12 protein-coding genes are annotated in these 12,897 nt (G+C 62.2%); 8 read left to right on the forward strand and 4 right to left on the reverse strand.

The features are described from left to right. Positions 1-21: 21 nt before the first annotated feature. On the reverse strand, positions 22-453 hold the full coding sequence (locus tag ASD50_RS18790; protein ID WP_056244832.1) for a L,D-transpeptidase: 432 nt from the start codon (positions 451-453) through the stop codon (positions 22-24). 200 nt (positions 454-653) lie between these two features. On the opposite strand from ASD50_RS18790, the gene ASD50_RS18795 reads away from it, so the two are divergent. The 5 genes from ASD50_RS18795 to ASD50_RS18815 all read left to right on the forward strand — a co-directional run bounded on the left by ASD50_RS18795 (position 654) and on the right by ASD50_RS18815 (position 7,231). After that, positions 654-1,931 carry an acetylornithine deacetylase/succinyl-diaminopimelate desuccinylase family protein gene (locus tag ASD50_RS18795; RefSeq protein WP_056244534.1) on the forward strand — a complete coding sequence of 426 codons (1,278 nt, stop codon included), beginning with the start codon at positions 654-656 and terminating at the stop codon, positions 1,929-1,931. 115 nt (positions 1,932-2,046) lie between these two features. Beyond that, on the forward strand, positions 2,047-3,525 hold the full coding sequence (locus ASD50_RS18800; protein ID WP_056244536.1) for an ABC transporter substrate-binding protein: 1,479 nt from the start codon (positions 2,047-2,049) through the stop codon (positions 3,523-3,525). Positions 3,526-3,774: 249 nt separating this feature from the next. Continuing rightward, positions 3,775-4,722, forward strand: coding sequence for an ABC transporter permease (locus tag ASD50_RS18805; RefSeq protein WP_056244540.1), 948 nt, complete (start codon positions 3,775-3,777; stop codon positions 4,720-4,722). Then, positions 4,719-5,588, forward strand: a complete 870-nt coding sequence (locus tag ASD50_RS18810) for an ABC transporter permease (protein WP_056244543.1) — start codon at positions 4,719-4,721, stop codon at positions 5,586-5,588. The genes ASD50_RS18805 and ASD50_RS18810 overlap by 4 nt, the downstream gene beginning before the upstream one ends. Beyond that, a complete protein-coding gene (locus ASD50_RS18815; protein ID WP_056244547.1) occupies positions 5,585-7,231 on the forward strand; it encodes an ABC transporter ATP-binding protein in 1,647 nt (548 codons plus the stop codon). The genes ASD50_RS18810 and ASD50_RS18815 overlap by 4 nt, the downstream gene beginning before the upstream one ends. Positions 7,232-7,241: 10 nt before the next feature. On the opposite strand, the gene ASD50_RS18820 is transcribed toward ASD50_RS18815, so the two are convergent. Then, positions 7,242-7,673, reverse strand: a complete 432-nt coding sequence (locus tag ASD50_RS18820) for a TerB family tellurite resistance protein (protein ID WP_056244549.1) — start codon at positions 7,671-7,673, stop codon at positions 7,242-7,244. Positions 7,674-7,788: 115 nt separating this feature from the next. Between ASD50_RS18820 and ASD50_RS18825 the strand changes: the two genes are divergently transcribed. Further along, entirely contained in the window at positions 7,789-8,574 is a 786-nt protein-coding gene (locus ASD50_RS18825) for a TSUP family transporter (RefSeq protein WP_056244552.1), read from the forward strand. A 21-nt stretch (positions 8,575-8,595) separates the two neighbouring features. Here ASD50_RS18825 and ASD50_RS18830 read toward each other — a convergent pair whose 3' ends face one another. Both ASD50_RS18830 and ASD50_RS18835 read right to left on the reverse strand, forming a co-directional pair. Beyond that, complete coding sequence (locus tag ASD50_RS18830; RefSeq protein WP_056244555.1) at positions 8,596-10,065, reverse strand: cobyric acid synthase; 1,470 nt, start codon at positions 10,063-10,065, stop codon at positions 8,596-8,598. 2 nt (positions 10,066-10,067) lie between these two features. Then, on the reverse strand, positions 10,068-10,676 hold the full coding sequence (locus ASD50_RS18835) for a dimethylsulfonioproprionate lyase family protein (protein ID WP_082549740.1): 609 nt from the start codon (positions 10,674-10,676) through the stop codon (positions 10,068-10,070). A 123-nt stretch (positions 10,677-10,799) separates the two neighbouring features. Here ASD50_RS18835 and ASD50_RS18840 point away from each other — a divergent pair, with 123 nt between their 5' ends. Continuing rightward, entirely contained in the window at positions 10,800-11,978 is a 1,179-nt protein-coding gene (locus ASD50_RS18840) for an isobutyryl-CoA dehydrogenase (RefSeq protein ID WP_056244561.1), read from the forward strand. A gap of 19 nt (positions 11,979-11,997) precedes the next feature. Beyond that, positions 11,998-12,897, forward strand: coding sequence for a 3-hydroxyisobutyrate dehydrogenase (gene mmsB / locus ASD50_RS18845; RefSeq protein WP_413813905.1), 900 nt, complete (start codon positions 11,998-12,000; stop codon positions 12,895-12,897).

Below are 12,897 nucleotides of genomic sequence, written 5' to 3' on the forward strand. Positions count from 1 at the left end.
GGTGCGACGCGGAGCGCTGCCTCAGTTGGTGACGACGATTCGCGTGTTGCCCATGCCGACTTCGCGCACCAACGAATAAAAGGTAGCAGCGTTGGCCGTTTGCAGGCGCACGCAGCCATGCGAGGCCGGCCGGCCCAACTGCTTGACGGCACCGGTGCCGTGGACGGCGTAGCCACCGTGGTAGAAGACGGAATACGGCATCGGCGACATCTCGTATTTGCGCGAATACCACATCTTGTGCATGCGCTTGGGCCTCCACGTGCCACGCGGCGTGACGTAGCCGCGGCGGGCTGTCGAAACCTTCCACTTGTAGAGGACGCGTCCCTGCCTTGTGACAGTCATCGTCTGCTTCGAGATGCTGACGCGGGCCTCGACACTTCCAGCCCAGGATGAAACAGGCACTGCAAACATCATCGCCGCGCATACGGCTGCCATGAGTATGATCTTTTTCATCAGGTCATGCCCCCTTCCGGTCTCGTTGCCTGCAAACGGTCTTTTGCTCCTGTGATCTTCAAGCAGGGCAATGCTAGTCGCGAGTCGTTGCGAAATTGCTGACATGCCGATTGAAAATTTGAACAACTGCGCGCTGCAGTTGAGGATGCCGGCGCTTTGGCGTCTTGCAAACAGACCCCGATAGCTGCTCAATTCGGATTATGACCGATGCACTTTTCAAGGCCGTCGAGGCTCGCCGCGACGAAGTCACTGCGCTGACCGCCGAACTGATCCGATTCCCGACCGTCAATCCGCCCGGCGAGGCTTATACGCCATGCGCCGAATATGTCGGGGCTTACCTGCGGAAACTTGGATTCGAAACCGAGTTCATCCGTGGCGAGGGTGCACCGGGCGACACCGACCGCTATCCGCGTACCAACGTGGTAGCGCGCTTTGACGGGCGCGTACCGGGTCCATGCGTGCACTTCAACTCGCATATCGACGTAGTCGAGGCCGGCGAAGGCTGGAGCGTCGATCCATTCGCTGGACTTGTGAAGGACGGCAAGGTCTATGGACGCGGCGCCTGCGACATGAAGGGCGGTCTGGCCGCCTCGATCATCGCGGCGCAGGCGTTCATGCAGGTCTATCCGGACTTTCCAGGCGCAATCGAGATTTCAGGGACGGTGGACGAGGAATCCGGCGGATTCGGCGGCGTCGCGCATCTGGCCACGCTCGGCTACTTCTCCAAGCCCAAGGTAGACCACGTCATCATCCCCGAGCCGTTGAACAAGGACCGCATCTGCCTTGGCCATCGGGGGGTGTGGTGGGCCGAGATCGCGACCAAGGGCGCGATTGCGCACGGTTCGATGCCGTTCCTCGGCGACAATGCAGTGCGCCATATGGGAGCCGTGCTACAGGCATTCGAAGACGAGCTTTTTCCGGCGCTGGACCGTAAGACCACCAAAATGCCGGTGGTGCCGGAAGGGGCGCGGCGCTCGACCATGAACATCAATTCCATCCACGGCGGCCAGACGGAAGATTTCCGGCCCGGCCTGCCCTCGCCCAACGTGCCGGATTCCTGCCGGCTGACAATCGACCGTCGTTTTCTGCTGGAAGAAGACATCGGCACGGTGAAGAAGGAAGTGACGTCCATCCTCGAACGGCTGAAACGCGAGCGACCGAAGTTCGACTACGACATCCGCGACATCATGGAGGTGCAGCCGACCATGACCGAACGCGATGCGCCGGTGGTCAAGGCGGTGGCGCAAGGCATAATGGACGTGTTCGACAAGGAGCCGGACTACGTGATTTCGCCCGGCACCTACGACCAGAAACACGTCGCGCGCCTCGGCCATCTCTACGACTGCATTGCCTACGGGCCGGGTATCCTCGATCTTGCCCATCGCCCCGACGAGTGGGTCGGCATCGACGACATGGTGCAATCGGCCAAGGTGATGGCGGTCGGGCTGAACATCCTGCTGCGTGGCGGTGCGCAATGACGCGTGCCGCCTCGCCCTATCCATTTGCAAACCAATACGAATACGCGAAACGAGATTTACTCCGCCGCCGTTCCGCGCTTTGATCCGCCCACTTCGGGAACTTGGGAGTCGACCGATGAAGTCATTCAAATCATTCCTCGCCGCCAGCGCCCTGACACTGGCCTTCGGCACGGCTGCATTCGCCGCGCGCACCGACCTGGTGATCGGCATTCCGCTTGAGCCTCCGCATCTCGATCCGACTGCGGGCGCCGCCGCGGCAATCGACGAAGTGCTTTACGCCAACGTGTTCGAGGGACTGACGAGGATCGGCCCGAGTGGCGAAGTGCTGCCCGATCTTGCCGAGAGCTGGACGATTTCCGACGACGGCAAGGTCTATACGTTCAAGCTGCACACCGGCGTCAAATTCCATGACGGCAGCGATTTCAATGCCGACGACGTGAAATTCTCGCTCGACCGGGCGCGTGCGGACGATTCCGTCAATGCGCAAAAGGGCCTGTTCGCGGCCATCGACACGGTCGAGGCCGTTGACCCGGCTACCGTTAAGGTGACGCTGAAGAACCCGCAGGGCTCGTTCCTCTACAATATGGGCTGGGGCGATGCCGTGATCGTGGCCCCGGAATCGGCCGAGACCAACAAGGAAAAGCCGGTCGGCACCGGTCCGTTCAAGTTCGACAGCCGGGCCAAGGGCTCGTCTATCAAGCTCGTCAAGGCGGATGGGTATTGGGGCGACCCCGTTTCCCTGGACAAGGCTGAGTTCCGTATCGTGCCGGATGCTGCCGCAGCCGTGCCGGCGCTGCTTTCGGGTGATGTGCAGGCATTCCCCTTCTTCCAGCCAGATGGCGTTTCCCAGATCGAAGGCGATCCGCGCTTCAAGGTCGTGGTCGGCTCGACCGAAGGTGAAACGCTGCTTTCCATCAACAACAAGAAACCGCCTTTCGACCAGCTGAAAGTGAGGCAGGCGATCTCCTACGCGCTCGACCGCAAGGCCATCATCGACGGCGCGTCAGCCGGGCTTGGCACGCCGATCGGCTCCCACCAGTCACCGGCTTCGAAAGCCTATGTCGACCTGACGGGCATCTATCCGCACGACATTGCCAAGGCGAAGGAACTGCTGAAGGAAGCCGGCCTCGAAAACGGCTTCAAGGCAACGTTGAAGCTGCCGCCCCCGTCCTATGCCCGCCTGGGCGGCGAAATCATCGCTTCGCAATTGCGCGAGGTTGGCATCAACCTCGAGATCATCCCGGTGGAGTGGGCGCAGTGGCTGGACCAAGTGTTCAAGCAGAAGGACTACGATCTCACCATCGTCTCGCACACCGAACCGAACGATATCGATATCTATTCGCGCAAGGACTACTATTTCAACTATGACAATCCGGCCTTCGACAAGGTAATTGCGGACCTGAACCTCACTTCCGACGAAGCCAAGCGCAACGAACTTCTGGGCGAAGCGCAGAAGATTCTGGCCAATGACGCGGTCGTCGGCTTCCTGTTCGAACTGCCCAAGGTGGGCGTTTGGGACGCCAAGCTGGAAGGCATGTGGGAAAACGCACCCATTCAGGCCAATGACCTGACCAAGGTGAAGTGGGCAGAGTAGGATCAAGCGGACGGCAAGGTTGCATTCCTTCCCACCCCCCTCTGTCCTGCCGGACATCTCCCCCTCAAGGGGGGAGATCAGGCTGGCCTTCGGGCATTCGTCAATCACCGATCTTGCAGACAGAGAAAGCCACGTATCTGAAAATTTAGAGCAGTTGGAAAAACTGCTGATCTCCCCCCATGAGGGGGAGATGTCCGGCAGGACAAAGGGGGGTATTTCTCCTCTACCTGCGGTCCCCTTGTATCGCCTATGATCGCCTACCTCGCCAAGCGTCTTGGCATTGCCACTGTTACGCTGGTGCTGGCATCGCTGGTGGTGTTCGCGGTGCTGGAGATCGTGCCGGGCGACCCGGCCCGCCTGATGCTCGGCATGAATGCCAGCGAGGCGCAGGTCGAGCAACTGCGCGACCAGATGGGGCTGAATGCGCCGCTCATCGAACGTTACCTGCACTGGGTCAGCGGACTGCTGTCACTCGATTTCGGTCGCTCCTACACCTACTCGGTTCCGGTGATCGACCTCGTGCTGGAACGCGTCGTGGTGTCCCTGCCACTGGCGCTGATCGCGCTTGCGCTCTCGACCGCCATTGCCATTCCGGTCGGGCTTTATTCGGCGAGCCGGCGCGGCGCGGCGGGAGACGCGGTGGCGATGGGCGCTGCACAGCTTGGCGTGGCCGTGCCGAATTTCTGGTTCGCCCTTATGCTGGTCTACCTGTTTGCAGTGTGGCTGCGCTGGGTTCCTGCCGGCGGCTTTCCCGGCTGGAGCGCAGGTGTGTGGCCCGCGCTGAAATCGCTGCTGTTGCCGGCAATCGCGCTGGCGCTGCCACAAGCGGCGATCCTTGCCCGTGTGACCCGCTCGGCGCTGATCGAGGTGCTGAACGAAGACTATATCCGTACGGCGCGCGCCAAGGGCATGCCTTACCGGGCCGTTTTGTGGCGACACGCGCTGCGCAATGCGCTGATCCCGGTCGTCACAATAATGGGCCTGCAGTTCGCCTTCCTGCTCGCCGGCACCATCATCATCGAAAATGTGTTCTATTTGCCCGGTCTTGGGCGGCTGGTGTTCCAAGCAATCACCCAGCGTGACCTGATCGTGGTGGAAAGCGTGGTGATGCTGTTGGTCGCCACGGTCATTGCCGTCAATCTCCTTGTCGACTTCACTTATGCGATCGTCGATCCGCGCCTGCGGGGCCGGTCATGAGCGCGCGGGCACAAACACCGAACGACGGCATGGCAAGCTGGATCGGCAAAGCCTTTGCCAACCGCTCGTTCCTGACCGGCTTCCTCATCACGCTTCTGGTGGCGGTGGTGGCGCTCACATCGTTCCTTTGGACGCCCTACGACGTGACCAAGCTGATCATCGCAGACAAGACGCAGGCGCCGTCGCTCACGCACTGGTTCGGCACCGACCATTTCGGGCGCGACATCCTGTCGATGATCATGGTCGGCGCGCGCAACTCGATTGCTGTTGCGCCGGTGGCCGTCGGCATCGGCATGGGCATCGGCGTGCCGCTCGGCATGTTCGCGGCGGCACGCGGCGGCATGGTGGATGAAGCGCTCATGCGGCTGAACGATCTCGTTTTCGCGTTCCCTGCCCTGTTGTCGGCCATTATGATCACCGCCATCTTCGGCCCGGGCGCGGTAAATGCCATCATCGCCATCGGCATTTTCAACATTCCGGTATTCGCGCGCGTTGGGCGCGCCGGCGCGCTGTCGATCTGGCCGCGCGAATACATACTTGCCGCCCGTGCGGCGGGAAAAAGCAAGACGCAGATCACGGTCGAACACATATTGCCAAACATCGCCAACCAGCTCCTGGTGCAGGGCACGATCCAGTTCGCGCTCGGTATCCTGGCCGAGGCCGGCCTTTCCTATCTCGGGCTTGGCGCGCAGCCGCCGATGCCAAGCTGGGGGCGGATGCTGTTCGATGCGCAGACGCGCATGGTGGTGGCGCCGTGGATGGCGCTGTTTCCCGGCATGGCCATTGTCGTCACCGTGCTGGGGCTGAACCTCCTGGGCGACGGGATTGCCGATATTCTCGACCCGAAATCGAGGCGGCAGCGATGAGCCTGCTGGAGGTCGAAAACCTGTCGCTGTCGATCGATGAAACGCCGATCCTGAAAAGCGTCGAGCTTTCGGTCGCGCCGGGCGAAGTAATCGGACTGGTCGGCGAATCCGGTTCGGGCAAGTCGATGACGGCGCTGACCGTGATGCGGCTGTTGCCGCATCTTTCGCGCACATCCGGCCGGGTGACCTTCGACGGCATCGATATCCTCGCCGCCACCGAAGACCAGATGTGCGCGCTGCGCGGCGACGACATCGGCATGGTGTTCCAGGAGCCGATGACGGCGCTCAATCCGGTCAAGACCATCGGCGAACAGGTGGCGGAAGGCATTCGCTGGCATACGCGCGCCGGCCGCGCCGAGGCCGAGGAACGGGCGCGCAGGATACTGGATCGGGTCGGCCTGCCGGAAGCGAAATTTCCGCTGTCGCGCTACCCGCATGAACTCTCGGGCGGCCAGCGCCAGCGGGTCGTCATCGCCATTGCCTGCGCGCTGAAGCCGAAGCTTTTGATTGCGGATGAGCCGACGACCGCGCTGGACGTGGTGCTGCAGGCGCAGGTGCTCGACCTGCTGCGCGACCTCGTGGCGGAAAACCACATGGGCTTGCTGTTGATTTCGCACGATCTCGCCGTCGTGACCGAAATGGCCGACCGCATCACCATCCTGCGCCACGGCCAAGTGATGGAAGCCGGTGACACGGCAAGGGTTCTATCGGAACAGGTGCACCCCTATACGCGTCAGTTGACCCAAGCCTCGATGCATGTGCCTGAAAGGCGGCCTAACGCCGCTGCACACCATGCGTCCAGCACCGGCGCGGACAAGCAAGGCGCGCTGCTTCAGGTCGAAAAGCTGACCCGGCTTTATCCGGGTCGACGGTTGTCGCTTCTGCGGCGCGGTGAGCCGACACGAGCGGTGGACGACGTTTCGTTTTCGATGATGCCGGGCCAGTCTGTGGCGCTGGTTGGCCGTTCGGGGTGCGGCAAGTCCACGCTGGCGCGCATGGTGCTGGCGCTCGACAAGCCAAGTTCGGGCAGCATCCATTTCCGCGGCGAGGACCTGACGGGCAAGAGCGAGGCGGACCTCAAGCCGGCGCGACGCAACATGCAAGTGGTTTTCCAGGACCCGTACGGCTCGTTCGACCCGCGCCAGAAGGTCGAGCGACTGGTGGCCGAGCCGCTGCATGTGCTGGACAAGGTGCCGACACGCAGGGAACGGCGTGAAATGGTGGCGCATGCGCTGCATGAAGTCGGCCTTGCAGAGCCCGACATGGACAAGTATCCGCACGAATTTTCGGGCGGGCAGCGGCAAAGGCTGTCGATTGCGCGCGCGATCATAACGCGGCCAAAGCTGGTGGTGGCGGATGAGCCGGTTTCGGCGCTGGACGTGTCGATCCGGGCGCAAATCCTCGACCTGTTTGCCGAACTGAACGGCAAGCTTGGCGTGGCTTACCTGTTCATCACCCACGATCTGACGGTAGCGCGCGCCATCACCGACGAGGTGATGGTGATGCACGAAGGACGCATCGTGGAGCGCGGAAAGACCGGCGAAGTGCTGGACCATCCGCAGTCGGAGGCGGCTCAAGCGCTTGTAGCGGCTGCGCCCGACCTGCACCGTGCGATTGCGCGGCGCATGCAGGAGCAGGGTTGAGGCCGATGCCTCAACCTTCCGGCTTCACCGCATCGACCGGGCTGATGCCGAGGATGTCGAGCGTGCGACGCAGCAGCTTGACCTCGTTTTCAGCCAGATGCCGGTCGGCCTTGGCGATCTCCGCCATGTGGCGCGCGAGGAGCTTGCGCCTTTCCAGATCGAGATCCTGAAACAGGGCCATCGCCTGAGAGCCGGAAGTCTCGTAGCCGGAATCGTTCAGGTAATCGACAACCTTATCCATGCTTTCCTCTGGAATGCTGAAGGATTCCCGGCAGATACGGCGAAACGTTTCCATTTCGCTTTCGCTGATCGAACCGTCGGCAAGGATCATGCGAAACAGCATCAGCAGTTCGGCTGACAATACCGGATCGTCAGCGACCTTGCGCACGCCCGGATCGCCATCGAAGATCGAACGTATCTGGTCCAGCAATGCAAATGCCATCGGCGCTCCCTTCCTGAAGGTGGCTCAATAGTTAGCGCACAATCGGCGTTGCGCAATCCGCCCTGCTGTGATCGAACACATTATCTTTTCCCTCCCTTGGACTGCCCTTTCCCACATGCTCGAATTTGCTTCCGAAACCATCGCCATGCTGATGCTGGCTGCGTTCGTGGCCGGATTCATCGATTCGATTGCCGGCGGCGGCGGGCTGATCGCGATCCCGGCCTTGCTGTTGACCGGCATGTCGCCCGTCCACGCGCTCGGCACGAACAAATTGCAGGCGCTTTTCGGCTCAGGCTCCGCGACGCTTGCCTACGCCTCCAAAGGCCACGTCAACGTCCGCAAGCAACTGCCGTCGGCAATTGTCGCCGCAATCGGCAGTGCCATAGGCGCGCTGGCCGCAACGGTCGTGCCGGCCGATATTCTTGAAGCGGCGCTTCCGGTGGTGCTGATCGCGATTGCGCTGTTCTTCGCCTTCAAGCCGAGAATGAACGACATCGACCGCGCCCGGCGCATGACGCCGTTCCTGTTCGGACTGACCGTGGTGCCGATCCTTGGCTTCTACGACGGAATTTTCGGGCCGGGCACGGGGTCCTTCTACATGCTGGCCTTCGTGACGCTTGCGGGATACGGGGTGCTGAAGGCGACCGCGCACACCAAGATGCTCAATTTCGCGACCAATATCGGCGCAGTCATTGTCTTTGCGCTTGCAGGCGCAGTCTACCTGAAGATCGGACTCTTGATGGGCGTTGCGCAATTCATCGGTGCACGGCTTGGCGCGTCGCTTGCGATCAAGATCGGGGCCAGGCTGATCAAGCCGCTGCTCGTCATCATCTGCGTGGCTTTGGCGGTCAAGCTCTTGTCCGATCCTGCCAATCCGCTCCGCGCCGCGCTCGGCTGGTAGAAACCGCGCGCGCTTCCCGCATCACCGCGCCAGCGCGAAGATCGCATCGCAGTCGAGATGGGCTTCGAGTTCAGCGGCGATTTCGTCCAGCGCATTGTCGACCTGAGCGCGGTAATCGATCCCGGCGCCGCGGACACCCAGGCTTTCGAGGAACTTCGAGCGGAATGCGTCCGCGCCAAACAGGCCGTGCAGATAGGTGCCGAAGACTTTGCCGTCGGCCGAGGTCGCACCGTCGGCTTCGCCGTCTATGGTCACCGCCGGACGCTGGCCATCGGGCCCAGAGGTGCGGCCAAGGTGAATCTCATAGCCTTGCAGGGGAAGGTCGAAGACAACCGAACGCGCAGCGACGTTGCGCACCGTCTTTTCCGGCTCCATCACCGTTTCGACGTCGAGCAGGCCCAGCCCTTCGGTCTCGGTAACATTGCCCTCGATGCCGTCCGGATCGCGCACCACGCGACCGAGCATCTGGAAACCGCCGCAGATGCCGACGACATGGCCGCCGCGCCGGCGATGGGCCGCAAGATCGCGATCCCAGCCGTTCTCGCGGAAACGCAGCAGATCGCCGATGGTCGACTTCGAGCCGGGGATAACCACCAGCCCGGCGTCAACCGGCAGGCTTTGCCCCGGCGGCACGAAGACGACCTCGACTTGAGGCTCGGCCTTCAATGGATCGAGGTCGTCGAAATTGGCGATGCGCGAAAGCATCGGCACCGCGACCTTGAGCGCGCGCTTCTCGCCGGACGCCAGCCGTTCCAGCACAACCGAGTCTTCCGAAGGCAGGCGCGCGGCTGCCTTCAGCCACGGAACGACCCCGAAGCAGGGCCAGCCGGTAAAGCCTTCGATGGCCGCAATACCATCTTCGAACAGGGTCACGTCACCGCGGAACTTGTTGATGAGGTAGCCGACGATCATGCGCCGGTCTTCTTCCGGCAAGATGAGATGCGTGCCGGCGACCGAGGCGATGACCCCGCCCCTGTCGATGTCCCCGACCAGAATGACAGGCACATCGGCGCGAGTGGCAAAGCCCATATTGGCGATGTCGCGGTCGCGCAGGTTTATCTCGGCGGGCGAGCCGGCACCCTCGACAATGACCAGATCGGCGCCTTCGCCGACCTTGGTCCACGAGTCCATCACGGCGGCCATCAACTGGCCCTTGAGGGTCTGGTAGTCGCGGGCGCGGGCCTGGCCGAACACCTTGCCCTGCACGACGACCTGCGCGCCGACATCGGTCTGCGGCTTGAGCAGGACAGGGTTCATGTGAACGGTCGGCTCGGTTCCACAGGCGATCGCCTGCAGCCACTGGGCGCGGCCGATCTCGCCGCCTCCGGGTTCGCCCGGCAGATCGGCCACGGCGGCGTTGTTCGACATATTCTGAGGCTTGAACGGCCTGACTTTCAGGCCGCGTTTCCTGGCCGCGCGGCAAAGGCCGGCGACCAGCACCGTCTTGCCGACATCTGAGCCGGTGCCCTGAAGCATGATCGCCTTTGCCATGCTCAGCGTGCCCCGCCGCCGGTTATGGTCGAGCGCTGGGCGAGCGGTCCGCCGCGCCACAAATAGAAGGCCGCAAGAGGCTCGGATGCGGTACGCATGGCATGGCTGACGTTAGACGCGTGATGGATGAGTTCGCCGCCTGCACGCAACCGGAATGGCGCTTCGGCCATGCGCCACTCGGCGGTGCCAGTGAGCGGAATGTAGATTTCTTCTGCAATGTGATGGTGGTCGGGATAGACGATGCCAGGTCCAAGTATGAGAAAGCCGCCCGCCATACTGTCGTTTTCGAAATGACCGCGCGTGCCGAACAATTCCACCCAGCCATAATTGTCGAGAAAGTGCTGGCCGAAATCCGCTGCGGTATAGGTCTGACCCCAGCGTAGTGCAGGCGCCGCCGCAGATAGCTCGGCAATAAGACCCCGTTCGCGTGCATCAGCAATATCGGCCAGCCGTTCAAGACAGGCAACGCAGGGCAAAGTGTTCGGCGCGAGAGGTCGCGACGGCATTTGCCAATCGAAACCGGCGAGAAAATCGGCGGCGGGGCCAGAAGTGGCAACGTTTGAAAGATAGTTGCGCAATGCGCCCATCAGACTATCGATTTTTGTCGGCACGCGTTTTCTCGTACTTTAATTTTCGCACAGCCGCTCCGCTTAAGGTCGGGTTTGCGTGCTGGCATCATTGGTCTAGATTGCTCGCCACGCATAGCCAAAAACGACATTTGCCGGGAGGGCGCCATGGATAGCGTTGCTTCAACGACGGGCGGCCAGTTCGAACTCACCGAGGACCAGCGCGCCATCCAGGAAATGGCAGAGGCTTTCGCTAACGACCGCGTTGCGCCAAATGCACTGGACTGGGACAAGAACCGGCATTTTCCATCCGATGTGATCCGCGAAACCGGGCCGCTTGGCCTCGGCGGCATTTACGTACGGGACGATGTCGGCGGTTCGGCGCTTGGACGGCTCGACGCAGTGCTGATTTTCGAGGCGCTGGCAAAGGCCTGCCCGGCGTTTTCCTCGTTCATATCGATCCACAACATGGCGTCTTCGATGATCGACCGCTTCGGCAGCGAAGAGCAGCGCCAGCGCCTGCTGCCGAAACTGACCTCGATGGAATGGCTGGCAAGCTACTGCCTGACGGAGCCGGGTTCGGGCTCGGATGCGGCGGCGCTGAAGACGCGGGCCTCGCGTTCAGGCGGCAACGGCTCCGACTATGTTTTGAACGGCACCAAGCAATTCATTTCCGGCGCGGGGGACTCCGATGTGTATGTCGCTATGGTTCGTACCGGAGCCGATGGCCCCAAGGGTGTTTCGACCATCGTGGTGCCGAAAGACGCGCCCGGCCTTTCGTTCGGCGCGGTCGAGAACAAGATGGGCTGGCATATGCAATCCACCCGTCAGGTGATCTTCGAAGACTGCAAAGTGCCGGCGGAGAACCTGCTTTCACAGGAAGGCGACGGTTTCGGCATTGCAATGGCAGGGTTGGATGGCGGGCGGCTCAACATTGCGGCGTGTTCGCTGGGCGGCGCGCAGTCGGCGCTCGACAAGGCAATCACCTACACTGCCGAACGCAAGGCATTCGGCAAGGCGATCAACCAGTTCCAGGCGCTGCAATTCCGGCTGGCGGACATGGAAACGGAATTGCAAGCGGGCCGCATTTTCCTCTACTCCGCCGCTTCCAAGCTGGACGCCAAGGCGCATGACGCCTCGAAATGGTCGGCGATGGCCAAGCGATTCGTTACCGACACCGGATTTGCCGTCGCCAACGACGCGCTGCAACTGCTTGGCGGCTACGGCTATCTGCATGACTACGGCATCGAAAAACTGGTGCGCGACCTGCGCGTGCACCAGATCCTCGAGGGCACCAACGAGATCATGCGCGTCATCATCGCAAGACATCTGATCGGAAAGCAGTAGGGCCGCCCTACTCCATTCATTGCCCACACGGAGGACATCAATGACAACCATCGCCTTCATCGGCCTCGGTAACATGGGCAATCCCATGGCCGCCAACCTCGTCAAGGCGGGCCATACTGTGCTGGGTTTCGACCTGATGCCGGAAAACCTGACCGTGGCGCGCGAGCACGGCGTGACGGTGATGGCAAGCGCGGTTGCGGCGGTGAAGGACGCCGATGTGGTGATAACCATGCTGCCGGCCGGCAAGCATGTGCTTTCGGTGTATGAGGATATCGCGCCCAAGGCCAAGCAAGGCGCGCTGTTCATCGATTCCTCCACCATCGACGTGGACTCGGCGCGCAAGGCACATGCGATCGCAGCCAAGAGCGGCGTCGCCTCAGTCGATGCGCCGGTTTCCGGCGGCACGGGCGGGGCTGCGGCCGGAACGCTGACCTTCATGGCCGGCGGCAGCGACGAAGCTTTTGCAAAGGCCGAACCGATCCTGAAGCCGATGGCCGGCCGCATCGTACATTGCGGCGGCGATGGCGCAGGCCAGGCTGCGAAAATCTGCAACAACATGATCCTCGGCATCTCGATGATCGGCGTCGCCGAAGCCTTCGTGCTGGGCGAAAAGCTCGGTCTTTCCCATCAGGCATTGTTCGACGTGGCCTCGACCTCATCCGGCCAATGCTGGTCGCTGACCTCCTATTGCCCGGTGCCCGGCCCTGTACCCGCCTCGCCCGCCAACCGCGACTACAAGCCGGGCTTTGCCGCGGCGCTGATGCTGAAGGACCTCAAGCTTTCGCAGGAAGCGGCGCAAGGCGCGGGCGCGGTGACGCCGCTGGGCGCGGAAGCGGCGCAGCTTTACGCACTGTTCAACGCGCAAGGCGGCGCCGGCACCGACTTTTCCGGCATCATCAACTTCCTGCGCGGCAAGTGA

The sequence above is a fragment of the Mesorhizobium sp. Root552 genome, from assembly GCF_001427285.1.
In the GTDB taxonomy this organism is placed as follows: Bacteria; Pseudomonadota; Alphaproteobacteria; order Rhizobiales; family Rhizobiaceae; genus Mesorhizobium.